Consider the following 26,577-nt stretch of genomic DNA (forward strand, 5'->3'; position numbering starts at 1 on the left):
TCTGGATCAGATCACGCGGCGCGGGTCGAGCGCATCGCGCAGGCCGTCGCCGATGAAGTTGATCGACAACACGGTCAGGAAGATCGCGGCGCCGGGGAACAGCGCCCAGTGCGGCGCCGAGTCGAGGTGGTCCTTGGCGTCGAACAGCAGGCGCCCCCAGGTCGGGATGTCCGGCGGGAAGCCGAGGCCAAGGAAGGAGAGCGTCGATTCGGCGATGATCGCCGATGACACCTCGATCGTCGAGGCGACGATGACCGGACCGAGCGCGTTGGGCAGGATGTGGCGCGTCATCTGGCGGAACTTGGTCGCGCCCTGGGCGCGGGCCGCCTCGACGAACTCCTTCTCGCGCAGCGAGAGGAACTGCGCACGCACCAGCCGCGCTACCGGCATCCAGCGCAGCCCGCCGATGACGACAACGATCAGCACGAAGACACCGCCCTCGACACCGAACACCGCCTTCAGCTGCTCGCGGAACAGATAGATGATCAGCAGCAGCAGCGGCAGCTGCGGCAGCGACAGGAACAGGTCGGTCACCCACATCAGGACGGGGTCGGCGACCTTGCGGGACATGCCGGCGAAGGCGCCGACGATGACGCCCACGATGGTCGCCACGATCATCGCGGCGAGGCCGACGGCGAGCGAGATGCGCCCGCCATACATCATCCGCGCCAGGATATCCTGGCCGAGGTCGTCCGTGCCGAGCGGGTGCGACCAGGACGGCCCCTGGAGCTGTGCCGAGAAGTCGATATCGTTGATCGGGATGGTCCAGAACCAGGGCCCGACGACGACGGCGAGGATCAGGAAGGCGAGCACGAAGGTGCTGGCCATGGCGAGCTTGTGCCGGCGGAACCGGCGCCACGTCTCGCGCCCCGGCGAGACCACGGCGGTGGTGGCTGCTGCGGTTGCCATCGGATCAGCTGAAGGAGATGCGAGGGTCGAGCCAGCCATAAAGGACATCCGCGATGAGATTGAACAGGACCACCAGGCAGGCGAAGACGAAAGTCACGGCCATGATCACAGGTGTGTCGTTGGCGAGGATCGCGTCGATCAGAAGCGAACCGATGCCGGGGATTCGGAAGATTTGCTCGGTCACGATGGCGCCGCCGAAGACGGCGGGCATCTGCAGCGCGACCAGCGTCACGACCGGGATCAGCGCGTTGCGCGTGATGTGCCGCAGCGTGACCTTGCGTTCGCTGAGGCCCTTGGCGCGCGCCGTGGTGACGTAGTCGAGCCGGATGACGTCGAGCACGGCCGAGCGCACATAGCGCGTATAGGAAGCCGCCTGGAACAGGCCCAGCACCATGATCGGCATGATCGCCTGGCGGAACATCTCCCAGTACCAGCGCCAGCCGGTGGCGGCGACGTCGGAGCGATAGACGAAGGGGAACCAGTCCAGCGTCACCGAGAAGAGCAGGATGAAGAGCAGGCCGGTGAAGAAGGTCGGCAGCGAGAAGCCGACGAAGGCGAGCGTGTTGGCGATCTGGTCGAAGACCGAATAGGGCCGCGTCGCCGCGTAGATGCCGACCGGCAGGGCGATGCATAGCGCCAGGATCTGCGAGGAGCCGACCACGAATAGCGTCGTCGGCACGCGCTGCAGAATGAGCTGGTCGACATTGATGCGGCTGGCGAAGGAGAAGCCCCAATCACCCTGCACCATCGCGCCGAGCCAGCGCAGATAGCGCACCATGATCGGGTCGTTCAGGCCAAAGCTGGCACGGATGGCTTCACGCACCTCGGGCGGCACGTTGGGATTCGTCGCCATCTCGGAAAAGGGATCGCCCGGCGCCAATGCAAGCACCGTGAACAGGATCAGGCTGATTCCGAGAAGGCTGGGAATGGCGATCAGAAGCCGCCGTATGAGATAGGTCGCCATGTAGTGTTTTTCTCTTTGCGTGCGCGGCGTTGCCGCGGACTGAACGCCGATTGCAACCTACTCATCCCTTGCAGCTACCGAAAGCCGAGGGGGTGAGCGGGTGCAAAAGCGCCCCTCGCGGAGATCATCTCTCCGCGAGGGGCTAATCGGCACTTAGCTGCGATACCAGGCCGCGAGGTTCCAGGTATCGACGTCCCAACCGGAATGGTCGTGGGAGATATTGTTCAAGGCTGCAGCCACGCGGGTGCGCGAGAGCAGCGGCAGGATGATGTTGGCCTCGCAGAAGATCTCGTTGACCTTGATCAGGAGCGCAGCGCGCTTGGCCGGGTCGAGCTCCTTCTGCGCGGCCTTGTAGGCCTTGTCGGCCTCAGGGTCCGAGTAGCGCGAGACGTTGCGGCCCAGCCACTTGTTCTCCTTGGTCGCGATCTCCCAGGAGGTGAACTGGTTAAGGAAGCGCTCCGGATCAGGCTGCGGCTGCGTGGTCGTATACATCTCCATGTCGACATAGAGCTTGGTGTAGGTGTCGGGGTTGGCAACATCCGACGAGAAGAACACCGAGGCCGTGACCGACTTCAGCTCCAGATCGATGCCGGCGCGCTGGCAGGCCTGCTTGATGATGGCCTGGGTCTTCTGGCGGGGGGCGTTGATCGAGGTCTGGAAGACGTATTTGAGCTTCTTGCCATCCTTCTCGCGGATGCCGTCGGCGCCCTTCTTCCAGCCGGCCTCGTCGAGGATCTTGTTGGCCTTGTCGATGTTGAATTCGTATTTGAGCTTCTGCGACTTGAACTGCTTGGGCTCGTTGACGAAGCTCGCTGTCGCGGTGCCGCCGCGGCCATAGATGAACTTCTGCACCGAATCGCGGTCGATCAGCAGGTTGATCGCCTGGCGGACGGCCGGATCCGACAGCGTCGGGTGCTTGGTCTTGATGCTCGAGCGCTCGCCGTCGACCTCGGTCCACGGATCGGTCGGGTTCAGGATGATGAACTCGATGTCGCCCGAGGGCACGGCGCTGACCTTGCCGCGTCCACCGGTCTCCATGCGCTTGAGGACCTCGTCCTCGACCTGCAGGTTCCAGGCATAGTCGTATTCGCCGGTCTGGAGCACGGCGCGGGCCGCCGAGACCGCGTCACCGCCGCCCTTGACCTCGAGCGTGTCGAAATGCGGCTGGTTCTTGACGTGGTAGTCGGGATTGCGCTCGGCGGTGATGATGTCGCCCGGCTTGAACTCGACGAACTTGTAGGGGCCGGTGCCGATGGGCTTCAGGTTGCCGGGAGCCTCGCGCGACTTGGCGCCGATGTAATCGCCGAACTGATGCTTCGGCAGGATCTGGCCGGTCACGCCGACGAAGGCGTCGGCCCAGAACGGCGTCGCCTCGGGGAAGATCACCTTGACGGTGAGGTCGTTGACCTTCTCGACCTTGATGTCCTTGTAGGCGCCGGTGGTGTAGGCGGCTGTCGCCGGATCCTTGGCATATTCCCAGGTGAAGACGACGTCGTCGGCGGTGAGCGGCTTGCCGTCATGCCACTTCACGCCCGGCTTCAGCTTCCAGGTGACGGACTTGCCGTCCTCGGACAGGCCGCCATTGGCGCGGGTCGGCACTTCAGCCGCGAGCTGCGGAATGAGGTTACCCTCCTTGTCCCAGCCGGCGAGCGGCTCGAAGAAGATGCGCGAGGCGATCTGGTCCTTGGTGCCCGAGGCGAAATGCGGGTTGAGCAGGGTCGGGGCCTGCCAGAGCAGGATCTTCAGCGGGCCGCCGCCGCCGGCCTTGGTCGGTTTGTAGGGCAGCGTGGCATCCGCCATCGCAACGCCGTTCCAGACGAGGATCTGGCTCGCGATCGGCGCGGCAATACCCACCGCCGCCATCTTCTGGATGAAGGATCGTCGCGACAGCGCGCCACCCTTCACATCCGCGACCATGCCGCGGATTTCCTGCTCATTCATCGAACTGCCTCCACCATATAAACAATAAGACATCCCCAGCGCTTTCGCGCCGTTTTCTCGTTGATGGTCTCAGCAAGGCATGTGCCAACGAAAGCGTCAACTGTGCGGCGCGGGACCGTTCGGTCCCGGTGAGGGCTTTGGGCGGTTTGAAGCGGTAAGCTTTGCATGAATGTGCCTTCCATTCACGCGATGTCGCAATTTTATGCGGGTCACCCCGTAAAGACGACAGTTTTCTTTCCGTTGAGAATGATGCGGTCCTCCAGATGATGGAGGACGGCACCCGCCAGGACGCGCCGCTCGATGTCGCGACCCTTGCGGACGAGGTCGTCGGGCGTGTCGCGATGCGAAATCCGCTCGACGTCCTGCTCGATGATCGGACCCTCGTCGAGATCGGAGGTCACGTAGTGCGCGGTGGCGCCGATCAGCTTCACCCCGCGCTCATGCGCCTGATGATAGGGCTTGGCGCCTTTGAAGCCAGGCAGGAAGGAATGATGAATATTGATGCAGCGCCCGGCGAGCTTGGCCGAAAGCCCGTCCGACAGGACCTGCATGTAGCGTGCGAGAACGACGAGGTCGGTCTGCGTCTCTTGGATCAACTGCCAGATCTGCGCTTCCTGCTCCATCTTGGTCTGGCGGGTGACCGGCAGATGGTAGAAGGGCAGGTCGCCGAGATCGGTCGAGGCGATGTGCTCGCGCGCGTGGTTTGAGACGACGCCGGTGATGTCCATCGGCAATTCGCCGATGCGCCAGCGGTAGATCAGATCCGCCAGGCAATGGTCGAATTTCGAGACCAGCAGCATGACGCGCTTCCGGCGGCTGGCCTTATGCAGTCTGAGCTCCATGCCGAAGCGCCGGCCGAGTTCGGCGAGCGCTTCGGCGATGGCCTCGTGCGGCTGGCTGCCTTCGAGCCGGTTGAACACGACGCGCATGAAGAACCGGTCGGACTCGGTGTCGTCGAACTGCTGGGCGTCGAGGATGTTGCAGCCGGCTTCGAACAGCAGGGTCGAGACGGCGGCAACGATGCCCGGGCGGTTCGGGCAGGCGAGGGTGAGGGTCGAGCTGAGATCGAGCATGGCTGATGCCGCCGAGGGGGCGGCCCTTTCAAGGAAACGACAAAGACGCGAAAAGAAGACGGCTGCGCGCGGCGCGCTGCGGTCAACCTCGTCCGGTCGCGCGCCGGAAGGCGACCGGTTCTGAGCAACGCTGTGGCCGGGAAAGGGCCTTCGGTCTCGCGGTCGTCATGATCGTATGGTTTGCACGGGCTCGCTGGTCGGGGACCATGCCGGACCAAACACCGCCTTCGCTGCTTTTTGTCAACGCGAGCGTCCGGATCGTCTTGACTTGGCTATGCCGGAAATGGAATGTTTATTCCATCGAGCGGGAGCCCTAAAAAATTCCTGCCGTTTCCGGGAGACAGCTACCTTGCCGCAAGCCAGTTCGTTCAGCCGTGACCTTCATGGCAAGGCGGCCGTCATCACCGGTGCCAGCCAGGGCCTCGGCGAGGCAATCGCGCGCGAATTCGTCGGCCGCGGCCTCAAGGCGGTGCTGCTGACCGGGCGCAATGCCGCGCGCGGCGAGGCGGTGGCGGAAAGCCTGCGCATCGAGGGCTGCGATGCCCGCTTCCATCAGGTCGATCTCGCCGATCTCGACGCCGTCAGGCAGATCGTCCCGGCAGCCGAGAAAGCCTTCGGCCGGCTCGACATCCTCGTCAACGCGGCGGGAGACACCGATCGCGGCACGATCTTCGACACCTCGCCCGCGCTCTACGAACGCATCATGGCGGTGAATCTGCGCGCGCCCTTCTTCCTGATCCAGGATGCGGCCGAGCTGATGCACCGGCAGGAGATCGCGGGCGCCATCGTCAATATCCAGTCCATGTCGGCCCATGGCGGCCAGCCCTTCCTTTCCGCCTACAGCGTCTCGAAGGGCGCGCTCGCGGTGCTGACGAAGAACGTCGCCTATGGCCTGATCAAGCACCGCATCCGCGTCAACGGCCTGAATATCGGCTGGATGGCGACGCCGGGCGAGGATGCCATCATGAAGCTGCGCCACGACGCCAAGGACGGGTGGCTGGAGGAGGCCGAGGCCGGTCAGCCCTTCGGCCGGCTGATCGATCCGCGCGAGGTCGCCAAGGCCGTCGCTTATCTCGCATCGGCCGAGTCCGGGCTGATGACCGGCGCCAATATCGACTTCGACCAGAACATTCTCGGCGCGCACGACTAGCGCCGGCCCCAATCGCGGCAGGAGCGCCGCCTGACATGACCACGGGACTGAAGACGACCATGAAAATCGGATTGCTGGGCGCCGGCCGCATCGGGCGCATCCACGGGCTGAACGTTGCCGCGCGTGGCGATGCCGAGTTGGTCGCCGTCACCGACGCGATGCCGGAGGCCGCCGCCTCGCTCGCCGCCGCTGCTGGTGCCAAGGCGACGACGACCGAGGCGATCCTTGCGGATGCCGCGGTTGACGCCGTGCTGATCTGCACGCCGACCGACACCCATGCCGATCTGATCGAGCAGGCGGTTTCGGCGGGAAAGGCCGTCTTCTGCGAGAAGCCGGTCGATCTCGACGCCGCCCGCATCCGCCGCTGCCTCGCCACCGTCGAGAAGTCCGGCAAGCCGTTGATGATTGGCTTCAACCGCCGCTTCGACCCGAACTTCGCCGCGCTGGAGAAGCGGCTGCGCGCGGGCGAGGCCGGCGCGATCGAGCTCGTCACCGTGATCTCGCGCGATCCGTCGCCGCCGCCGGTCGATTACGTCAAGCGCTCGGGCGGCCTCTTCCGCGACATGATGATCCATGATTTCGACATGGCCCGCTTCCTCTTGGCCGAGGATCCCATCGAGGTCTTCGCGCTGGGCTCGGCCCTCGTCGACAAGGCGATCGGCGAGGCCGGCGACGTCGATACCGCCGCGGTGGTGATGAAGACGGCCAGCGGCAAGATCGCCCAGATCTCCAATTCCCGCCGCGCGACCTATGGCTACGACCAGCGCATCGAGGTCCACGGCTCGCAGGGCATGCTGCGCGCCGGCAATATCCACGAGACGACCGTGGAAAGCGCCACCGCCTCCGGCTTCCGCGCCGATCCCGTGCAGAATTTCTTCCTCGAGCGCTACGCTGCGGCCTACCGCGCCGAGCTCGACGCCTTCATCGCCGCCTGCCACGGCAAGGCCGCGGCCTCGCCGACCGGCCTCGATGGGCTGAAGGCCCAGATCCTCGCCGATGCCGCGACCGAATCCGCGCAGACCGGCAAGCCGGTTCGCGTCGACCTGGGGGCCAAGTGATGGCTGGTGGTTCGATGACCCCGGCGGAACGCGATCTGCGCTACTATGCGGCGCTCGGCCTTGCGGCCGAGGCGAGCCATCTGGCGCTGGGCTACTTCAACAAGCGCGAGTCGCTCGGCGTCACCATGAAAGGCGCGCAGGATTGGCTCACCGTCGCCGACGGCAAGGTCGAGGACTTCCTGCGCCAGCGCCTGTCCACGCTGTTCCCGAACGACTCCGTCATCGGCGAGGAGGGCGGGGGCCAGGCTTCGGACGCGGTCTGGATCCTCGATCCCATCGACGGCACCGCCAACTTCGCCCATGGCGACCGCAACTGGTGCATCTCGATCGGCTTCCTCGCGAACCGCGCGCCCGAGATCGGTGTCGTGGCGGCGCCGGCGCTGGGCGAGGTCTATGCTGCCCGGCGCGGTGCCGGCGCGACCCTGAACGGCGATCCGATCAAGGTTTCCGGCGCCACCGACATCGCCCGCGCCTCGGTGGAACTGGGATGGTCGACCCGCGTGCCCGCGGCGAACTATCTCAAGGTGATCGAGCGTGGCTATACCGCGGGCGCGGCGATGAAGCGCGGCGGTTCGGGCACGCTCGGCCTCTGCCATGTCGCCAACGGCAGCAGCGATGCCTATGCCGAGCTGCACATCAACGCTTGGGACGTTGCGGCCGGCATCGTCATCGCCAGCGAGGCGGGTGCCTCCATCAACGATTTCTTCGCGGGCGAGGGGATCGCGAAGGGCAACCCGATCCTGTGCTGCACGCCGAAACTGGCTCCGACACTCCAGGAGATCACAGGAATCGCTTAGCCGGCGCTGTATTTCATTGATCTTTCGCAACCATTCGTCTCAGTTTCACATCAGTCACAAGAACCGGACATAGAAGCCGGGTTCTTCGATCAGGGAGGTTAGCATGTCATCGAAATCCTGGCTCAAGGCGGGGCTCTTCGCCGCGCTTGCCACAGCGGCCTTCGCCGCCACCCCGGCCCGCGCGCAAGGGTCGCTCGTCATGTATTGCGGGGTCCAGGAGGAATGGTGCCGCGCCATGTCGACGGCCTTCGAGAAGGACACCGGCATCAAGGTCGCCATGACCCGCAAATCGGCGGGCGAGATCTATGCCCAGCTCAAGGCCGAGTCCTCGAACCCGCGCGGCGACATCTGGTGGGGCGGCACGGGCGATCCGCATCTGCAGGCGGCGGAGGAGGGGCTGACCCTCGAATACGAGTCGCCGAAGAACGCCGAGCTGCACGGCTGGGCGCTCGATCAGTGGAAGGCGGCCAAGCAGCGCTCGATCGGCATCTACGCCGGCGCGCTCGGCTTCGGCTACAACACCGAGCAGATCAAGGCGAAGGGCATTCCGGAGCCGAAATGCTGGGCCGATCTGCTCAATCCCAAGCTCAAGGACGACGTCCAGGTCGCCGATCCCAACTCGTCGGGCACCGCCTACAACCTGCTCGCCACCGTCGTGCAGTTGATGGGCGAGGAGAAGGGCTTCGACTATCTGAAGCAGCTCCACAAGAACGTCAGCCAGTACACCAAGTCGGGTGCGGCACCGGCCAAGGCGGCGAGCCTCGGCGAGACCGCGGTCGGCATCGTCTTCATCCATGACGCGGTGGTCTTCGCCGTGCAGGGCGACCCGATCAAGCCGGTCGCACCCTGCGAGGGCACGGGCTACGAGATCGGCTCGATGTCGATCGTCAAGGGCGCGCGCAATCTCGACAACGCCAAGAAGTTCTACGACTGGGCCCTGACGCCTGCGGCCCAGGCGCTTGCCGCCCCGGCCAAGTCCTATCAGGTGCCGTCGAACAAGGCGGCGCCGGTGCCGGCGCAGTCGCCCAAGATGGATCAGATGAAGCTGATCAACTACGACTTCGTGAAATACGGCTCCTCGGCCGAGCGCAACCGCCTGCTCGCCAAGTGGGACAAGGAAGTCAAGGCGCTGCCAAAGTAAGGCGCGTCTCTCCGGCATGTTTCCGGATGATCTCGGAAACACGCCGTCATCCCGGGCTTGACCCGGGATCCATGCCTGAACCTCCGCCGGATGCGCTCCGGCATGGATCCCGGATCTCCGCTTCGCTGCGTCCGGGATGACGCTGGAGATTCGGGCGCAGGACAAGGGCTGGGCTCTGAAAGCCGGGGCAACCGGTTCGGGCCAACGGAAACTGTGAGGGCAGGGCAAGCATGGCACCGGCGACGCGATTCGTGCTGCTGATCGGCTGGCTCGGCTATGCGCTGATGCCCTGGTATCTCGTCGAAGGCATGAGCCTGACGAGCTGGGGCTGGCTGGCGGAATATCCGTTCGGCAAGGCCGGCAGCGCGCTGGCGCTCGCCCTCTCCGGTCAGACGCCCTGGCTCCTGCCGGTCGGCGTCGCGCTCGCGGCGGCGACATTCTTCTGGGGCAGTCAGGACCGGCAGCGCACGGCCGCCGTGCTGATCTGGGCCGGCGCGCTCGGCCTGCTGCTGTTCTTCGCCCAGGCCTTCGCCATCGTGCTGAAGGATCAGGGCATCGGCTGGCTCGCCGCCCTGCTCGGCGGGGCCGGCGCCGCGCAGCGCGGCATCGGCGGCGGCGCCTTCGTCACGCTGCTCTCGCTGCTCTTCCTGCTCTGTCACGGCCTCGCCTATCGCGGTGTCTGCCGGGGCGATCTCTTCACCACCTCGACGATCGGCCTGATCATCCTGCTGATCGGTGTCTTCATCTTCTTCCCGGTCGCGATCATCCTGAGGAGCGCGCTGGTCGACCAGAGCGGCGCCTTTGCCCTCTCGGCCTTCGTCGCGCGCTTCCTCGATTCCTCGATCTGGGGTCTTGGCTGCGTTACCAGCAACACCAATTGCGGTGTCGCCTGGAACACGCTTGTCCTGGCCGTGCTCTGCGGCGTCATCACGACGCTGCTCGGCCTCGCCTGCGCTTTGCTGATCCTGCGCACCGGCATGCCGGGCAAGCGCATCATGCGCGCGCTCACCGTGCTGCCGATCATCACCCCGCCCTTCGTTATCGGCCTCGCGCTGATCCTGCTCTTCGGCCGCGCCGGCGCCATCTCGACGCTGCTGTATGAGTGGTTCGACATCCCGCGCTCCCGCTGGCTCTACGGCCTGCCGGGCGTGCTGCTGGCGCAGGTGCTCGCCTTCGCGCCGATCGCCTTCCTCGTGCTGATCGGCGTGGTGCAGGGCATCTCGCCCAGCCTGGAGGAAGCCTCGCAGACCCTCGGCGCCAAGCGGTGGCAGACCTTCCGCACCGTGACCTGGCCGCTGCTCAAGCCCGGCATCGCCAATGCCTTCCTGCTCGGTTTCGTCGAGAGCATGGCCGATTTCGGCAACCCACTGGTGCTCGGCGGCAATTTCGAGGTGCTTTCGACCAAGATCTTCTTCGCGGTGGTCGGCGCTTCCTACAATCAGGGGCAGGCGGCGGTGCTCGCCATCGTGCTGCTCGCTTTCACGCTCGGCGCCTTCTGGGTGCAGCAGCGCTGGCTCGGCGGCAAATCCTATACGACCGTGACCGGCAAGGGCGATGCGGGCCTGCCGACGCCCTTGCCGCGCCGCATCACCTGGCTCTCCGTCGCTGTGATCGTGCCCTGGGTCGCGCTGACGCTGGTGATCTACATCGTCATCCTGATCGGCGGCTTCGTCCGCAACATGGGCCGCGACTTCACGCCGACGCTGCAGCATTATCTCACCGGCTTCGCCATCGATTTCAGCAACGGCATCTATTTCCAGGGCTCCGCCTGGCCGTCCTTCTTCACTACGATCAAGGTCGCGGCCATCTCGGCGCCGCTGACCGCGATCATTGGCCTGCTGACCGCCTATCTGCTGACGCGCCAGCGCTTCCGCGGCCGCGGCGCGCTCGAATTCGCGACGATGCTCTCCTTCGCCATTCCCGGCACAGTGCTCGGCGTCGCCTATATCCTCGCCTTCAACGTGCCCCCGATCGAGATCACCGGCACGGGGCTGATCCTCATCATCGCCTTCGTCTTCCGCAACATGCCGGTCGGCGTCCGCTCGGGCATCGCCGGCCTGTCGCAGATCGACAAGAGCCTGGACGAGGCTTCGACCACGCTGCGCGCCCGGAGCTTCACCACGCTCTGGCGCGTCGTGCTGCCGCTGCTGAAGCCCGCGCTGGTCTCGGCGCTGGTCTATTCCTTCGTGCGCTCGATGACGGCGGTCAGCGCCGTGATCTTCCTGGTCTCGGCCGAGTACAACCTCTCGACGGCCTATATCGTCGGGCGCGTGGAAGCCGGCGAGTTCGGTCTCGCCATCGCCTATTCCTCGGTGCTGATCGTCTTCATGGCGCTCGGCATCGGCCTCATCCAGCTCGGCGTCGGCGAGCGTAAGCTCGGCCGCCGCAAGCTCATCCCGCTGTCGAGTTCGGCCGCCGAGCCGCTCAAGCCAGGAGTAGCCGCATCGTGAAGGCCGGGCCCGCTTCCGTCGAATTCCGCAACGTCTCCATGCGCTACGGCGCGGTGACGGCGGTCGACAACGTCAATTTCACCATCGAGGCCGGCAAGCTCGTCACGCTGCTCGGGCCCTCCGGCTGCGGCAAGACCACGACGTTGCGCATGATCGCCGGGCTGGAGATCGCCAGCGAAGGCCAGATCCTGATCGGCGGCAAGGACGTGACGAAGCTCTCCGCCGCTGACCGCGACGTCTCCATGGTCTTCCAGTCCTACGCACTCTTTCCCCATATGAGCGTGCTGGAGAACGCGGCCTACGGCCCGACCGTGAAGGGTCTCGGCAAGGAGCAGGCGAAGCAGATGGCGCTGGAGAAGCTGGCGCTCGTCGGCCTCAAGGGCTTCGAGAACCGCTACCCGTCCGAGCTGTCCGGCGGCCAGCAGCAGCGCGTCGCAGTGGCGCGCGCCCTCGTGCTGGAGCCGCAAGTGCTGCTCTTCGACGAGCCGCTCTCCAACCTCGACGCCAAGCTCCGCCGCCGCGTGCGCGAGGAGATCCGCGAATTGCAGCAGGATCTCAACCTGACCGTCGCCTATGTCACCCACGACCAGGAGGAGGCGCTCGCCGTCTCCGACCGCATCATCGTGATGTCGAATTCGCGGATCGCGCAGGAGGCCGCCCCGCGCGACCTCTACGAGCAGCCTTCCAACGCCTTCGTCGCGGACTTCATCGGCGACGCCAATCTGGTGGATGTCACGGTGAAGGCGGTGGCGGACGGCCGCGCCGATGTCGGCATCGGTTCGGCGACCGTGTCGCTGCCGGCGCGCGGGCTCGGTCCCGGCCCGGCCAAGGTCGCGATCCGGCCGGAATCCCTGCTGCTCGGCGAGACCGGTCTGGCTGGCTCGCTGCCGGGCACGATCCGCAAATGCGCCTATCTCGGCAATCACCTCGACATCATGGTCGAGACCGAGGTCGGCGAGCTTTTCGTGGTGCAGTATGGTGCTCGCGATTTGCTGGAGCAGGGTGCTCCGGTCGCGGTTTCCTTCGCGAAATCGGGCGTGACGCTGATTCCGCCAGCCTGAAGGCCGCCACAGGAAATCGCGCACATATGCGGCAGGAAACTGCCGCATTCTCAGCACTTTCACTGCTTATATCTGTTGAGTTGGCTAATCAAAAACTGTTAGATTCGGCCTGTCATCATCACCTGAATCGGGAAAAGACCGCACAAAAATGGCCACGGGCGAGAGCGCAACCAATATCCTGATCCATCTGGCGGGCGGCGTCGCGCTGCTGATCTGGGCGGTCAGATTGGTGCGAACCGGCGCGATGCGCGCCTTCGGCTCGCAGCTCAGGCATGCCCTGCAGAGCTTCACGCGCAATCGCTTCGCCGCGTTCGGCAGCGGCGTCGTCGTGACCATGGTGCTGCAGAGCTCGACCGCCACGACGCTCCTGGTCTCCTCCTTCGCCGGTCAGGCGTTGATCGGCTCGGCCATGGCGCTCGCCGTGCTGCTCGGCGCCAATCTCGGCACGGCGCTCGCCGCCTTCGTCATCTCGATGGATCTCGGCTGGCTCTGGGGCCTCTGCATCGCCATCGGCGTCGCCATGTATCTTTCGAGCGAGGCGATGGAGCGGCCGCGCAACATCGGCCGCGTCCTCGTCGGCATCGGCCTGATTCTGCTCTCGCTGATCGAATTGAATACCGCAGCCGCGCCGCTCGCCCAGTCGCCGACCTTCCGGGTGGTTCTGGGCGCTCTCGGCAGCGAGCCGCTGCTCGCTGTCCTCGTCGCCATTGCGGCGACCTGGATGGTGCATTCCAGTATCGCGATCATCTTGCTGGTCGCGACCTTCGCGGCGTCGGGCCTGTTCCCGCCGGCCACCGCGCTGACGCTGGTCATCGGCGCCAATCTCGGCAATGCGCTGATCCCGGTGCTGGACCAGCTCGGCGCGCCCGCAGCCCAGCGCCGCGCCGCCGTCGGCAACCTGCTGACGCGCCTCCTGCTGGCGCTCGCCGTCATCCCCTTCGTCGGCCCGCTGTCGGCCTGGCTCACCAGCCTGCCGATCGCCGGCCAGCGTTTCGCCATCGAGTTCCATGTCGGGCTGAATCTGGTCGGCGCGCTGATCTTCCTGCCCTTCGTCGGGCCGATCGCCGCCCTGGTCGAGCGTTTCATGCCCGGCAAGCAGGTGAAATCCGAGGCTGTGGCGCCGCGCTATCTCGACCCCAACGCCCTCGACAGCCCGACCGAGGCGCTCGCCGGCGCGATGCGCGAGGCGCTGCGGCTGGGCGACCGCGTCGAGGCCATGCTGCGCGATACGATGACCCTGCTCGAGAAGGACGAACTCAAGCTTTCCCGCGCCATCGCCCAGGCCGATGACGGCGTCGACACCATCCACGAGTCGATCAAACTCTATCTGGTCAAGGTCTCGCGCAACGAGCTGACCGAGGAGGAGAGCCGCCGCCTGTTCGAGATCATCACCCTGATCACCAATCTCGAGCATATCGGCGACATCATCGACAAGAACCTGCGCGAGCTCGCCGAGAAGAAGATCCGCAAGCGCTACAGCTTCTCGCCTGAGGGGCTGGCCGAGATCCGCGATTTCCATCAGCGCGTCGCCTCGGCGCTGGCGCTGGCGCTCAACGTCTTCGCTACGCGTGACATCGTGCTCGCACGCCAGCTCTTCGCCGACAAGGCCGCGATGCGCGAGGCCGAGCGGCACGCTGCCGACAGCCATTTCCAGCGCCTGCGTTCGGGGCGGCCGGAATCGATCGAGACCAGCGCGATCCATCTCGACATCATCCGGGACCTCAAGCGCATCCACGGCCATGTCGTCTCGATCGCCTATCCGATCCTCGAGAGCGCCAACGAATTGCGCGAAAGCCGCCTGCGCGAGAACAAGGAAGCGGCGCGCAATCGTGAGACGCCGGCCGTGCTCATCCCCGCCCCGCATTCGGGCAGGTGAGGACTTTCTGAACGCCTGCTCCCGTCATGGTCGGGCTTGTCCCGGCCATCCACGTCTTCTTCGATGCAATGCGGTGTTCAAGACGTGGATGCTCGCCACAAGGGCGAGCATGACGGCGGCTTGAATGTCGGCGGCGTCTTGGTGGCCGGAAGAGCTGGCTTTACCGCGGCGCCGCCAGGATGAGCGCGGCGCCGGCGAGGCAGATGGCGCCGCCGGTCAAATCCCAGCGGTCCGGCCTGACGCCCTCGACGGCCCAGAGCCAGCCGAGCGAGGCGGCAATATAGACCCCGCCATAAGCGGCGAAGGCGCGCCCTGCCGCTGCGCTCTCGACCAGCGTCAGCAGCCAGGCGAAGAGCCCGAGCGACACCAGCCCCGGCAGCAGCCACCAGACCGGCTTGCCGAGCCTGAGCCAGCCCCAGAAGGCGAAGCAGCCGGCGATTTCGAAAAGCGCGGCGCCGATATAGGCGGCGATAGTGGGCATGGAGCGTCCTGCTGGGGCTTCTCGCGGCGGGAGCGCCAGTCTAAAGCCAAGCCTTGCGGAAACAACGCTGTCCTGGACCTCCGCTTCGCTCCGTCCGGGATGATGCCTCAGGATGCGAGAGCCCATGCCCGACATCGCCATCATCGGCGCCGGCCCTGCCGGACTGATCGCCGCCGAGCGGCTGGCCGAGGCCGGGCATCGCGTCACGATTTATGAGCGCATGGCCTCCCCGGCCCGCAAGCTCCTGCTCGCCGGGCGCGGCGGCCTGAACCTCACCCATTCCGAGCCGTTCGACGCCTTTCTCAGCCGCTATCGCGAGACGCAGGGCTGGCTGGAGCCGGCGCTGCGCGCCTTCCCGCCGCAGGCCCTGCGCGACTGGGCCGATGCGCTCGGCGCCGAGACCTTCGTCGGTTCGAGCGGCCGCGTCTTTCCGCGCGCGATGAAGGCCTCGCCGCTGCTGCGCGCCTGGCTACGGCGTCTCGAAGCGTTAGGCGTGACGCTCGCGTCGGGCCGGCTCTGGACCGGCTGGGGCGTGGATGGCGCCCTGAACTTTCGCCTTGCGAGCGGCGAAATGGAGCTTGTTCGCCCCGATGCGGCTTTGCTGGCGCTGGGCGGCGCGAGCTGGCCGCGGCTCGGCTCCGATGGCGGCTGGGTGCCTTTGCTGGCCGAGCGCGGCGTCGCTGTCTCGGCGCTCCGGCCGGCAAATGGCGGCTTCGCGGTCGCCTGGTCGCCATTGATGAAGGAGCGCTTCGCCGGCCATCCCCTCAAGCGCATCGTGATCCGTTTCGGCGGCGAGGCAGCCTCTGGCGAGGCGATGATCGATGCTGATGGCATCGAGGGCGGCGCGATCTACGCGCTCTCGGCGCCGATCCGCGAGGCGATCCTGCGCGACGGCGCGGCTGGGATCGCGATCGACCTGCGGCCCGATCTTGCGATGGGCGATCTTGCCATGCGCCTGGCGAAGCGCCGCAAGGGCGAGACGCTGAGCAACCACCTGCGCAAGGCCGGGGGGCTTTCGCCCGTCGCCGCAGCGCTCCTGCGCGAGTCGACCGGTAACGCACTGCCGACTGAACCCGAGGGTTTGGCATCGCTGATCAAGGCCGTGCCGCTGCGCCTCGACGCGCCGATGCCGATCGCACGCGCCATCTCGACGGCCGGCGGGATCGTTCATAACGAGCTCGATGCCGGCTTCATGCTGAAGCGCCTGCCGGGCGTCTTCGCCGCCGGCGAGATGCTCGACTGGGAGGCCCCGACCGGCGGCTATCTGCTGCAGGCGAGCTTTGCGACCGGCGTCGCTGCTGCCGCCGGAATCGCAACTTGGCTCCAGGAGGAAGGCCGCACCCGTTGAACCTCTGCCTGCCCCTCGGCGTTGTTTCCAGACCGAAGGAGGGGAGTGTCGTGCGATGATCATGAGGGGAGCGGCTGCGATGCAGCATGTCGACCTCACGCCGCCTGAAACCGTCGCCAAGGCGGCTGCGAAAGGTCTGAGATTGCGCCAGAAGTTTAACCGCGGCGGCACGCAGATCGGCGTCGCGCGCGCCCGCGATCTCAGTCATCGCAGGCCCCTGAGCGAGGAAACCGTGCGTCGCATGGTGAGCTATTTCGCTCGCCACGCCGTCGACTGCCAGGCCAAGGGCTTCGGCGACAAGGACAATCCCTCGCCCGGCTGGATCGCCTGGCTGCTCTGGGGCGGCGACGAGGGCCGCGTCTGGTGCGAGCGCAAGCAGGCGGAACTCGACCGGGCTGAAGGACACGGGCAGAAGCCAGCCTGAGCCCGCTCATCCCGTGGCGCTCAGGCGGCGCGCGAAGCGGCGCCCGCCATCGACAGTCGAGATTTCGCCGACGCGGGCCAGCGACACCAGGATGCAGCGGATTGCGCGCTCGACCTTGCGGCCCTGCCGGAAGCGCGCGGCGATTGCGGCAGCGTCGAGCGCTGTCGGCGCATAGACGAGAACCGACAGTAAGCGGGCGACCCTCTCCACCGGATCGAGCGGGAAGAGCGGTCGCTGCGTGCCAACCGGCAGCGCTGCAGCCAGCCCTTCCGCCTCGATCTGCTCGCCGCCCCGGCCGGCATCGCCGAAGCGCGGGCGCTGATAGTCCGGTCTCAGCCAGCGCACCATGCCACGCGCCTCTTCCTGAAGGCGCCGCCGGTTCAGGGCGACGAGCCGCGTCAGTACCTCTTCGGCGGTCAGATCGGCCGGCCAGCCATAGGCAGCGGCGACCGCGGCATCGATGGCGTCGTGATGCTCGTCGAGGATCAGCACAAGCCCGCGGTCGCGGATATCGGCCTCGGCCGTCGTCAGGGCGCGGCCGGCGCGGATCGCCTCGCGCACATTGTAGAGCTTGGTCAGGGTGAGATCGGGGTGATCGGCCAGCACCTGTTTGCGCAGCGCGTCCAGTTTCTCCGCAGGTCGGCGGATGGCTTCCTTCTGAAGCTCCGCCGCATCGGGAAGAGGGAAGGGGTCGAAGCAGCGGGATTTCGAGTAGCGCGGGCGATCTTCCAGGGTCGCGCCCTGCGCCAGGCACCAGGTGACGTGGATGCGCGAGGATAGCACGCCGAGATGGAACGCGTCGGAGAGAGCCACCGCGACCAGCATGTTGTCGGGCAGGATCGACGCGTCGAGGAACTGGAAAACCCGGTGCTTGGCGTTCTCGACCGTGGCGATATAGCGCTGAAGTGGCGCGAGGACGGGGCGGATTTCATCGCGCGTCCGTCCGAAGAGCCACCATCGTGCCCTGATATCGGCATCCCTGTTGCGGTCCCGCTCGACCTTCACGGTCCGGAGCAGATGCTGATAGACCTCCGGGTATTGTTCCCGGACATGGTCGGGCCGCAGCCCATAGAGATCGATGGCCATCGCGCCTCGCGGGCGAGCCATCAGGTCGCGGCCGTTGCGATAGAGGCGGATGTGCTCCTCCAGGCCTGCCCTGCGTCCGAGGCCGAGCGCTTCCGCCTGTTGAGGCGACACGATGAACCCCTTGCCGAACAGCATCATCCCGCGGGAGCTCAGCCCTGCATTGGCCTGCAGGCCCATGGCCTGGCTGGTATCGGTGCCGACCGTCAGATCGGCGTTGATCCGCCCCTCGCATGCGCGCAATTCGATATGAGGCTGGTCGGTGTCGAGCGCCGCCTCGGACGTGACCTCGCAAAGCCTTCCATCATGCCGCCCCGCCTGCGCCACCGTCATCGCGATCCGCACCGCGGCGGTGTCCTTGCCGGCCTTGGTCCAGGGGTGGTCGGGGATCGCCATGACCAGCGAGAGCGGCCGTCGCGCCGCCAGATGCCGCTCGATCGTGCGGCGCTGGAAGAGCTGCGTGATCGAGTTGGTGGTGACGAAGCCGAAACGCCGCAGTTTGGTGTCCGGCCGAGTCAGCCGCTCGGCGGCCCGGTCCCACCAATACATCACGAAATCGGCGCTCTCGTTCATCTGCGGATGCACCGCCCACAGCGCCTCCGCATAGACGTCGGTGAGTCGGCCGCGCAGATCCTTGCCGCCGATGAAAGGCGGGTTGCCGACGATGAACTCGCTCTCCGGCCATTCCGGACGGCGCGGATTCGGCAGGAACTCCTTGCCATTGCGCCAGCCCGGGATCGGCCAGTCGTCCCACGACAGAACGGCGTCGCGCTTGTGGATGTGATTGAGCTTTTCGAGGATCGGTTCCTTGGGAGCGAAGCCGCGCGTGCGGAAATGCCATTGCAGATGACCGATCCAAAGCACGAGATCGGCAATGGCGACAGCGCGGCGATTGATCTCCATGCCGAGGAACTGGTGCGGACCTACCGCATGTCGCGCAAAGCCGCCGAGCGTTTCGGCACTGCCGAGCTCACTTGCGGCGTCGAGCACCTCGCCTTCGAGCTTCTTCATCAGCTCCTGAGCGACGTGCAGAAAGTTCCCGGTTCCGCAGGCCGGATCGAGCACGCACGTTCGGCACAGGGCTTCGTGAAAGCTCTCGACCAACGCCAGGGCCTTGTTCGCGTCGCCGCCATCGCGCGCCTGCTGGGCGGCGGCGAGCACCGCCCGCCAGTCTTCGCGCAATGGCCCGATCACCGTTTCGACGACAAGCCGCTCGACATAGGCCCGCGGCGTGTAATGCGCGCCCAGCCGGGCGCGCTCCTTCTCGTCGAGCGCCTGCTCCAGCAGCGTGCCGAAGATCGCGGGCTCGACCTCCTTCCAGTCATGCTCGGCGGCGGCGAGCAATTCGCCGATCTCCTCGCGCCCGAGCGGGTAGACCTTGGCGTCCTCGTAAAGCTTGCCGTTGAAGCGCTTCATCCGCTCGCGTACCGAGGTCGAGTAGGAGCCCTTGTCCATCGCCTGCCACAGCTCCGATACCAGCGGCAGGAAGGAGGCGGGGTCGTCGCGACAATCGCGCAGCAATGTCTTGAAGGCGTCCTTGCGGATCAGTCCGACATCCTCGGCGAACATCGTGAACAGGCAGCGCATCAGGAAGAGCGCGACCTCCTCGGGGTCATGTTCGCGCTCCAACGCCTTGGAGACGGCCGCCAGCCTCTCGGCGATGGCGCGGGTGACGCGCGCGGCGTGGCGGGTCGGGTCGAGCGAAAGCGGCTCGGTCCAGATCATCGCGAGGCGGCGACGCACGGCCTCGTCGCGCAGATCGTCGAGATAGACGCGGTAGCTCTGCCGGTCCGGGAACTGGACGTAGTTCTTACCATGCCCGGTGAAGTCGGCGTAGAACTCGAAGCAGTGGCCGACGTCGCAGACGATCAGGAAGGGCGGCCAGCCATGCGGGGCCGGCAGGGCCTTGGCATAGTCCTCCGCCTGGCGCCTGGCGTTGAGCATCAGCACGTCCCAGGCGCGATCGGCGCCGCGCCGGCCGCGCGGTCCCGCCGGCTCCGCGAAGGGCAGGGCGCCCTGTGCCGGCAATATCTCCTTCGCTTGCCCCTTAAGCCGGCTCTGCTTGGCTTCGAGGACGAAGGCGCCCTTTCGGTAAAGATCGATGCGCGCCGTGCTGTGGCCGCCCTGCCCATCGGGAAAGCGCACGGGATATTCGAAGCGATAGGTCACAGCGTCGGTATCGCTGGTCGGCGGCTGCGGCGGCTCGACGCCGATCAGCCGGCAGAGCTCGCTAAGGAACTGCGCATAGGCGGCGCGCTCCGCTCCCTCCGAAACCCGCCAGCGGGCGATGAAGGTCTCGATTTCATCGCCCGCCGGCACGGACCTACTCCTCAATACGGCACGTCCTGCTGGTTGGTAATGTCAATTATATACAACTTAAAATAGCAAGACGGACCCCTGTCAACTCCTGTCACCAATCGCGCTGGCGAGGCGCCGCGCCCTCTCGCATCCGCAGCCGTTCCGCCCCATATTGCGGCCATGCCGAAAAGCCCCGACAGCACGACCACCAAGCCGAAAGCCGCGAAGAAGCCGTCGAGCGCCCGCACGCCGAATTCGAAGGCGTCGAAGCCGGAGCTGAAGCCGCTCGAAGGCTATCTCGCCGATCTGCTGAACCCCGCGATCAACCGCGGCACGGCGGTGCCTGGCGGCGCCTCTGGCTTCAGTGACCAGCCGCAGGCCGGCTATGAGGCCGAGGCCCGCCCCGGCGATGGCGACACCCGGCCGAAGAAGAAGCTGTCGAAGAAGGCCGATTCCGCTTTCGCCGGCGCCGAGGGGGCGGCGGCCGCGACCGCAACCTCGCTGCAGCATCTGCTCGAAACAGGCAGTCCCTTTATCGATCCGGGCAAGGCCTGGACGCCGCATCGCCCGCCGCGCCCCGAGAAGTCGGAAGGCGGCATCGCCTTCACGATGAAGTCGGAGTTCTCCCCGTCCGGCGACCAGCCGACCGCGATCGCCGATCTCGTCGACGGCATCCGCCGGCAGGAGCGCGACCAGGTGCTGCTCGGCGTCACCGGCTCGGGCAAGACCTTCACCATGGCCAAGGTGATCGAGGAGACGCAGCGCCCGGCGCTGGTGCTCGCGCCGAACAAGACGCTGGCGGCGCAGCTTTACGGGGAATTCAAAAGCTTCTTCCCCGACAACGCGGTCGAGTACTTCGTCTCCTATTACGACTATTACCAGCCGGAGGCCTATGTTCCGCGCTCGGACACCTATATCGAGAAGGAATCCTCGATCAACGAGCAGATCGACCGGATGCGCCACGCCGCGACGCGCTCCCTGCTCGAACGCGACGATGTGATCATCGTCGCCTCCGTCTCCTGCATCTACGGTATCGGCTCGGTCGAGACCTATACGGCCATGACCTTCTCGGTGAAGCTCGGCGAGCGCATCGAGCAGCGCCAGCTCATCGCCGATCTCGTTGCCCTGCAATACAAGCGCACGCTCGGCGATTTCGCCCGCGGCACCTTCCGCGTGCGCGGCGACGTCATCGAGCTGTTCCCGGCGCACTATGAGGACCGGGCCTGGCGCATCGGCCTGTTCGGCGACGAGGTCGAGAGCATCAGCGAGTTCGACCCGCTCACCGGCCAGAAGACCGGCGAGCTCGAATTCATCAAGGTCTACGGCAATTCGCACTACACCACGCCGCGCCCGACGCTGACGCAAGCGGTCAAGTCGATCAAGCAGGAGCTGAAGGCCCGCCTCGACGAGCTCAACCGCATGGGCCGCTATCTGGAGGCGCAGCGGCTCGACCAGCGCTGCACCTTCGACATCGAGATGATCGAGGCCACCGGCTCCTGCAACGGCATCGAGAACTATTCGCGCTATCTCACCGGCCGCAAGCCGGGCGAGCCGCCGCCGACCCTGTTCGAATACCTGCCCGACAACGCGCTGGTCTTCACCGACGAGAGCCATGTCTCGGTCCCGCAGATCGGCGCGATGTACAAGGGCGACTTCCGCCGCAAGGCGACGCTGGCCGAATACGGCTTCCGCCTGCCCTCCTGCATGGACAACCGGCCGCTGCGCTTCGAGGAATGGGACGCGATGCGGCCCCAGTCGGTGCATGTCTCGGCCACGCCCGGCGGCTGGGAGATGGACCAGACCGGCGGCGTCTTCACCGAGCAGGTCATCCGCCCGACAGGTTTGATCGATCCGCCGGTCGAGATCCGCCCGGCCAAGCATCAGGTCGCGGACCTCCTCGACGAGGTCAAGGAGGTCACTTCGAGCGGCTACCGCACCCTCGTCACCGTGCTGACCAAGCGCATGGCCGAGGACCTGACCGAATACCTGCACGAGAACGGTATTCGCGTGCGCTACATGCACTCGGACATCGACACGATCGAGCGCATCGAGATTCTCCGCGATCTCAGGCTGGGCGCGTTCGATGTCCTCGTCGGCATCAACCTGCTGCGCGAGGGCCTCGACATCCCCGAATGCGGCTTCGTCGCCATCCTCGACGCCGACAAGGAGGGCTTCCTGCGCTCCGAGACCTCGCTGATCCAGACCATCGGCCGCGCCGCCCGCAATGTCGACGGCAAGGTCATTCTCTATGCCGATCACATCACCGGCTCGATGGAGCGGGCGATGGCGGAGACCAATCGGCGCCGCGAGAAGCAGGTCGCCTATAACGAGGCCAACGGCATCACGCCGCAGACGATCAAGCGCGCCATCGGCGACATCCTCGGCTCGGTCTATGAGCGCGACCATGTCACGGTCGACAAGGGGCTGGTGGCGCCGGCCTCGGGCCACAACCTCAAGGCCGCGATCGCCGATCTCGAGAAGCGCATGCGCGAGGCCGCGGCCGATCTCGAATTCGAGACCGCCGCGCGTCTGCGCGACGAGATCAAGCGCCTGCAGGCGACGGAGCTGGCGATCTCGGACGACCCGCTCGCCCGCCAGAGCGATGTCGAGGCCTCCGCCGGCAAGTACAAGGGCGAGCGCTCTTACGGCTCCAGCGCCAACCTGCCGCCGACCCGCGCCCGGAAACCGACGGACGCCGACATGGGCCCGCATAATTTCGGCGGCGGCGAGGGCAAGCCGAAAGCCGGCGAGAAGCCGAACCCGCTGCTCACCGGCAGCTCACGCGCCCGCAAGCCGACCCTGGACGAGATGGGCCCGGTGCCGGAATCGCGGCCGAAGGGGGCGGGGGAGAGAAGGCGACGGAGGTAGATCGATAGATACGCTAACTGTGTGTATGTTATGAGATGCTGGTATCTGGCTGGCGTGAATGGCTAAACGGAGATGCGATCTGTCATCTGTCAATCCTTGTGTTACCCCGGTGGGTATGCTAAAAAATAAAAACGGCGGGGCCTAAACCCCGCCGCTGAGATTCGTTAACAAGAGCAATGGGTAACGAACGGGGACCAGCCGTCCGTGCCCGAGACGGTTTCGCACCGTCACTCTCCTTCCGCTCGGCGTCCATCGCCGGCTATGCCGCAGTCACGGAGGCCTCGGAACTCACCGAGGCCTTTGCGGTTTCTGGCCGCTTAGAAACCATAGCGGATGCATTCAGGACATACAAGCGGGTTTTCCTTGCGTGAGCGCGTTTTCGTATGTAGCGCTGTATGGAACGAATGGGGACCATCGGAATGGACGCGGCCTACAAGAACGCGATGGCAAGGCGCGACCAACTCGCCGCGGAAATAAATCAGATACAACAAAGGCTTGACGAGCTTCGCCGAGAGATTGGTCGCGTCGATAGCTTTCTTCGAGACTGGGCGGAATTCGCAGGTGCGCCCGCAGCCACCGTTGTGGATAGCCCGGATACGAGAGCAACTTCGTCTGACGAAACAAAGCCGCGAGCGAAGAATCCTCCGAAAGAAGCTGTTGTGGAGGTTGCGCGAGAAATCCTGCGGAGCAGAGGCGAGCCGATGGGACGTAGTGCTCTCTACAACGCTTTGCTTAAGCGCGGCGTGGTTCTTGAGGGGGCGGACCCTGAAATGGTTCTATCAACGATGCTGTGGCGGATGAAGGACGAGATTGTAAGGATTCCAAAGCACGGTTATTGGCTTGCAGATGTTTCTCACGAGTCATCTGGATATGTCGCTCCACAAGACGCAAAGGTAGAGCATAARTATCTTATTGAACAAATAGAGAAGGCTAATCACGAATATAACCGAGATTATCCTACTTTTTCAGATGCTGATTATGATAATATGAGAAGAAGAATAAGATATTTGGAGGAGATTTATCCCGATATTGTTTGATCGCACGTAGTTTAGTTTGCCATCGGCTCGCGCGATTTCGAGCGTTTCGTATCTGCCAAGCGCGGTAACGAAATCTGCGGGGAACCCCTCTCCCGGATGGAAGCAGGGCGGGGGGCAGGGCCTGCCGCAGATCGTCAAGCTGCAACGGCGCCGCTGCGCCTTCTACGGATAGCGCACACCCTCATCCGGCGCTCCGCGCCATCTTCTCCCATCCGGGAGAAGGATAGCGTCGCGGTTCATGCGCTCTGCCGTCATGCTCGGCCTTGTGCCGAGCATCCACGTCTTGCGACGTTGATGGCGGGCGGCCTCGTCGGGATGGTCGGCGAAGCCATGGCCAAGACGTGGATGGTCGGGACGAGCCCGACCATGACGGCGGTGGCGCCATCGCCCATCCTCCCGCCATGACCGTCCCCTCCACCTTCGTCTACGCCTCGCGCGATCTCGGACGCTTCCTGCTCGATGCGCGCGATGAAGCGAAGAGCGGGGAACCCCTCTCCCGCAGCGAAGTCGGCTGTTGCCGACTTCGCCACTTGAAGTGCTGATCTCGGGCAAGCCCGAGATCAGTGAGAGTGGCAGGGGTGAGGGACCGCCGCTGATTACCTGAGCGCAACGGAGCCGCTGCGCCTTCTCCGGCAACCGCACACCCTCATCCGGCGCTCCGCGCCACCTTCTCCCATTCGGGAGAAGGATGGCGTCGCGGTTCATGCGCTCTGCCGTCATGCTCGGCCTTGTGCCGAGCATCCACGTCTTGCGACGTTGATGACGGGCGCCCCCATCGGGAATGCCTCGCTCAGCCATGGCAAAGACGTGGATGGTCGGGACGAGCCCGGCCATGACGGCGGAGGCGCCATCGCCTATCCTCCGGCGGTGACCGTCCCCTCCGGTGTCGCGGTCCCCGCACGAAACTTGTCCCCGCCTTCCCAATTCGCCCTATCCTCGGCCCACCTCACCCCGAGGGGCGGCCATCCGGAGGCATGCTGCATGGCGGGGTGGGGGCGGCGCCCTGCGGCCGGGTTTGCACCCCGGACTCGGGAGGCTGCGGGGCACCGCCCTGGGGGTACTACGGCCCCTGTGCGAGGAGCTCGCTGGAAGGTTGGGGGCGTCCAGCTTTGACGCGGAGCGGATGACGAGGCGATGAGCCGAACTGATCCGCGAAGCGTCGGGCACGAGGAGACCCCGGCCGGATAAGCGCGGCCCGTGGCTTTCAAATCGCCGGCAAGCGGAGCGCCACGGGGCGTGCGGAAGGTGGCTCAATCCTTCCGCGCCGCATCCTGGCTCAACGGAAGCGGCCCGATACCCACGCGCCTCGCGGCGCTCCGCTGCCCCTCGTTAGCGAACGCCCGCGCGGAAGCGTGGGCGGGTGAAAACACGCGCGTCATTCTCGGGCGACCGGAGGGAGGCCCGGGAATCTCAGCCCGGAACAGCCTGCGGGAGACTCCTTGTCCGGAGATGGCCGGGTCAAGCCCGGGCATGACGCGAGCGGCAAGCCCGGGCGTGAGACGGGAGGGAGGCCCGGGCGTGATGCGACAACAAATACATCGATCGCCGCCAGCGCGTCCGGTCGGGCGCATGGTGGTCCACGTGCGGTCCCCTCAGGGGGAGATGCCTTGCACCGCCCAGGCGCGTGCCTCCAGCGGGATCGTGCCGTCGGAGGCGAAGGGCAGGCTTTCGCGCAGCCGCTGCCGCAGCTGCTCGCGCGCGGCCAGTGACAGATTCGCACAATAGCCGGGCGCCGGGCCGGTGCCGAGCGTGAAGGGCTGCCAGAAATCGTCGAAGCTGCGGAACAGCGTCGGCACCGACATCGCCTCGCAGGCGATGTCGATCAGCCCGGCGGCGGCGGCGAGCTCGGTCAGCCCCTCGGCCGTGCAGTACGGGAAGCGCCTGTCCACGGCCAGGTCCGTCGCCTGCGGGTCGAGCGCCGTCGCCGCGGTCCAGAAGGCGCGCACGAATTGTGGAGCGCCGCCCGGATAGTCCCAGACATAGAAGCTGACGAGCCCGCCCGGCCGCACGGCGCGGCGCATCTCGGCCAGCGCCCTCGCCCGGTCGGGCACGAAGTTGAGCATCAGCGCCGAGCCGACGGCGTCGCAGCTCGCGGTCTCGACCGGCAGCGCCTCGGCGCTGCCCTGCCGGAAGCTGACGCGCCAGTTGGTGATGCGCTCGCGCGCCAGTGCCAGGAGCCCCTCCGAGGGGTCGATCCCGATGATGCTGACCGGCACGGCGCCGCCGAGCAGCGCCTCGGTCAGCGCGCCGGTGCCGCAGCCGACATCGAGCCATTCGAAGCCGGGCAGGGGGTTGAGCCAATCGACGAAAAGAGGCGCGAGCTCGCGGCTCCAGCGCCCCATATAGCGATCGTAATTCTCGCCGGCCTGCCATGCGTCATGGCGAGTCTGGTCGGGCATTCTTTGGCCCTTTGGTCCGGAAAGGCTGACTTTACGTCATTTGGGCAGATTCTGCCAGTTGAAGATGTGTTGCAGCGCGCAAGCGGCGATGCCTCGACGGAATCTACACGAATTGGTTTCCGCTTTTTATTGGCTTCAACTTATTCGCGAGCTGTGCCATCAGAACGATATATCGTATTCGAGGTGGACGCGGCTGCGCTCATGCATCGACAGGCGGCC

General features: G+C 65.9%; 18 protein-coding genes. 11 read left to right on the top strand and 7 right to left on the bottom strand.

Translation table 11 applies throughout. The features are described from left to right. Nucleotides 1-6: 6 nt before the first annotated feature. From AC1DDA_RS21440 to purU, 4 genes are all read right to left on the bottom strand, one after another. Nucleotides 7-948, bottom strand: coding sequence for an ABC transporter permease (locus AC1DDA_RS21440; RefSeq protein WP_441509395.1), 942 nt, complete (start codon nt 946-948; stop codon nt 7-9). Continuing rightward, complete coding sequence (locus AC1DDA_RS21445) at nt 914-1,873, bottom strand: ABC transporter permease (protein ID WP_441509394.1); 960 nt, start codon at nt 1,871-1,873, stop codon at nt 914-916. Before AC1DDA_RS21445 ends, AC1DDA_RS21440 begins: the two co-directional genes overlap by 35 nt. A gap of 153 nt (nt 1,874-2,026) precedes the next feature. After that, nucleotides 2,027-3,814, bottom strand: a complete 1,788-nt coding sequence (locus tag AC1DDA_RS21450) for a peptide ABC transporter substrate-binding protein (protein WP_476797297.1) — start codon at nt 3,812-3,814, stop codon at nt 2,027-2,029. Between the two features lie 209 nt (nt 3,815-4,023). Next, nucleotides 4,024-4,887 carry a formyltetrahydrofolate deformylase gene (gene purU, locus AC1DDA_RS21455; protein WP_476797298.1) on the bottom strand — a complete coding sequence of 288 codons (864 nt, stop codon included), beginning with the start codon at nt 4,885-4,887 and terminating at the stop codon, nt 4,024-4,026. A gap of 349 nt (nt 4,888-5,236) precedes the next feature. Here purU and AC1DDA_RS21460 point away from each other — a divergent pair, with 349 nt between their 5' ends. The 7 genes from AC1DDA_RS21460 to AC1DDA_RS21490 all read left to right on the top strand — a co-directional run bounded on the left by AC1DDA_RS21460 (nt 5,237) and on the right by AC1DDA_RS21490 (nt 14,420). Continuing rightward, the gene (locus tag AC1DDA_RS21460) at nt 5,237-6,037 is read left to right on the top strand and encodes an SDR family oxidoreductase (RefSeq protein ID WP_476797299.1); all 801 of its coding nucleotides are present in this window, start codon (nt 5,237-5,239) and stop codon (nt 6,035-6,037) included. 35 nt (nt 6,038-6,072) lie between these two features. Then, a complete protein-coding gene (gene iolG / locus AC1DDA_RS21465) occupies nt 6,073-7,095 on the top strand; it encodes an inositol 2-dehydrogenase (RefSeq protein WP_476797300.1) in 1,023 nt (340 codons plus the stop codon). After that, nucleotides 7,095-7,892: an inositol monophosphatase family protein gene (locus AC1DDA_RS21470; protein WP_476797301.1), complete on the top strand. Its 798-nt coding sequence runs from the start codon at nt 7,095-7,097 to the stop codon at nt 7,890-7,892. The genes iolG and AC1DDA_RS21470 overlap by 1 nt, the downstream gene beginning before the upstream one ends. Before the next feature lie 103 nt (nt 7,893-7,995). Then, the gene (locus AC1DDA_RS21475; protein ID WP_476797302.1) at nt 7,996-9,033 is read left to right on the top strand and encodes an ABC transporter substrate-binding protein; all 1,038 of its coding nucleotides are present in this window, start codon (nt 7,996-7,998) and stop codon (nt 9,031-9,033) included. Nucleotides 9,034-9,263: 230 nt separating this feature from the next. Continuing rightward, complete coding sequence (locus AC1DDA_RS21480) at nt 9,264-11,483, top strand: ABC transporter permease (RefSeq protein WP_476797303.1); 2,220 nt, start codon at nt 9,264-9,266, stop codon at nt 11,481-11,483. Next, on the top strand, nt 11,477-12,544 hold the full coding sequence (locus tag AC1DDA_RS21485) for an ABC transporter ATP-binding protein (protein ID WP_476797426.1): 1,068 nt from the start codon (nt 11,477-11,479) through the stop codon (nt 12,542-12,544). Before AC1DDA_RS21480 ends, AC1DDA_RS21485 begins: the two co-directional genes overlap by 7 nt. Before the next feature lie 148 nt (nt 12,545-12,692). Further along, complete coding sequence (locus AC1DDA_RS21490) at nt 12,693-14,420, top strand: Na/Pi cotransporter family protein (RefSeq protein WP_476797304.1); 1,728 nt, start codon at nt 12,693-12,695, stop codon at nt 14,418-14,420. A 160-nt stretch (nt 14,421-14,580) separates the two neighbouring features. Here AC1DDA_RS21490 and AC1DDA_RS21495 read toward each other — a convergent pair whose 3' ends face one another. After that, a complete protein-coding gene (locus AC1DDA_RS21495; RefSeq protein WP_476797305.1) occupies nt 14,581-14,901 on the bottom strand; it encodes a YnfA family protein in 321 nt (106 codons plus the stop codon). A 124-nt stretch (nt 14,902-15,025) separates the two neighbouring features. On the opposite strand from AC1DDA_RS21495, the gene AC1DDA_RS21500 reads away from it, so the two are divergent. Then, nucleotides 15,026-16,249 (top strand): TIGR03862 family flavoprotein, encoded by a 1,224-nt coding sequence (locus tag AC1DDA_RS21500; protein WP_476797306.1) that lies wholly within the window; start codon nt 15,026-15,028, stop codon nt 16,247-16,249. Between the two features lie 55 nt (nt 16,250-16,304). Continuing rightward, entirely contained in the window at nt 16,305-16,673 is a 369-nt protein-coding gene (locus tag AC1DDA_RS21505) for a hypothetical protein (RefSeq protein ID WP_476797307.1), read from the top strand. 6 nt (nt 16,674-16,679) lie between these two features. Here AC1DDA_RS21505 and AC1DDA_RS21510 read toward each other — a convergent pair whose 3' ends face one another. Beyond that, nucleotides 16,680-20,075, bottom strand: coding sequence for a class I SAM-dependent DNA methyltransferase (locus tag AC1DDA_RS21510; protein WP_476797308.1), 3,396 nt, complete (start codon nt 20,073-20,075; stop codon nt 16,680-16,682). A 159-nt stretch (nt 20,076-20,234) separates the two neighbouring features. Here AC1DDA_RS21510 and uvrB point away from each other — a divergent pair, with 159 nt between their 5' ends. Both uvrB and AC1DDA_RS21520 read left to right on the top strand, forming a co-directional pair. Further along, nucleotides 20,235-22,922, top strand: coding sequence for an excinuclease ABC subunit UvrB (uvrB, locus tag AC1DDA_RS21515; RefSeq protein WP_476797309.1), 2,688 nt, complete (start codon nt 20,235-20,237; stop codon nt 22,920-22,922). A 419-nt stretch (nt 22,923-23,341) separates the two neighbouring features. Beyond that, on the top strand, nt 23,342-23,959 hold the full coding sequence (locus tag AC1DDA_RS21520; protein ID WP_476797310.1) for a hypothetical protein: 618 nt from the start codon (nt 23,342-23,344) through the stop codon (nt 23,957-23,959). Nucleotides 23,960-25,551: 1,592 nt separating this feature from the next. Here AC1DDA_RS21520 and AC1DDA_RS21525 read toward each other — a convergent pair. After that, a complete protein-coding gene (locus tag AC1DDA_RS21525) occupies nt 25,552-26,358 on the bottom strand; it encodes a class I SAM-dependent methyltransferase (RefSeq protein ID WP_476797311.1) in 807 nt (268 codons plus the stop codon). Between the last annotated feature and the right edge of the window lie 219 nt (nt 26,359-26,577).

The sequence above is a fragment of the Allobosea sp. 10N428 genome (assembly GCF_056394545.1).

Coding starts and splice junctions, on each gene's coding strand:
- AC1DDA_RS21495 (WP_476797305.1), bottom strand. CDS start 14,901: ATGCCCACTATCGCCGCCTATATCGGCGCCGCGCTTTTCGAAATCGCC.
- iolG (WP_476797300.1), top strand. CDS start 6,073: ATGACCACGGGACTGAAGACGACCATGAAAATCGGATTGCTGGGCGCC.
- AC1DDA_RS21445 (WP_441509394.1), bottom strand. CDS start 1,873: ATGGCGACCTATCTCATACGGCGGCTTCTGATCGCCATTCCCAGCCTT.
- uvrB (WP_476797309.1), top strand. CDS start 20,235: ATGCCGAAAAGCCCCGACAGCACGACCACCAAGCCGAAAGCCGCGAAG.
- AC1DDA_RS21475 (WP_476797302.1), top strand. CDS start 7,996: ATGTCATCGAAATCCTGGCTCAAGGCGGGGCTCTTCGCCGCGCTTGCC.
- AC1DDA_RS21480 (WP_476797303.1), top strand. CDS start 9,264: ATGGCACCGGCGACGCGATTCGTGCTGCTGATCGGCTGGCTCGGCTAT.
- AC1DDA_RS21505 (WP_476797307.1), top strand. CDS start 16,305: ATGATCATGAGGGGAGCGGCTGCGATGCAGCATGTCGACCTCACGCCG.
- AC1DDA_RS21450 (WP_476797297.1), bottom strand. CDS start 3,814: ATGAATGAGCAGGAAATCCGCGGCATGGTCGCGGATGTGAAGGGTGGC.
- AC1DDA_RS21440 (WP_441509395.1), bottom strand. CDS start 948: ATGGCTGGCTCGACCCTCGCATCTCCTTCAGCTGATCCGATGGCAACC.
- AC1DDA_RS21490 (WP_476797304.1), top strand. CDS start 12,693: ATGGCCACGGGCGAGAGCGCAACCAATATCCTGATCCATCTGGCGGGC.
- AC1DDA_RS21470 (WP_476797301.1), top strand. CDS start 7,095: ATGGCTGGTGGTTCGATGACCCCGGCGGAACGCGATCTGCGCTACTAT.
- AC1DDA_RS21525 (WP_476797311.1), bottom strand. CDS start 26,358: ATGCCCGACCAGACTCGCCATGACGCATGGCAGGCCGGCGAGAATTAC.
- purU (WP_476797298.1), bottom strand. CDS start 4,887: ATGCTCGATCTCAGCTCGACCCTCACCCTCGCCTGCCCGAACCGCCCG.
- AC1DDA_RS21500 (WP_476797306.1), top strand. CDS start 15,026: ATGCCCGACATCGCCATCATCGGCGCCGGCCCTGCCGGACTGATCGCC.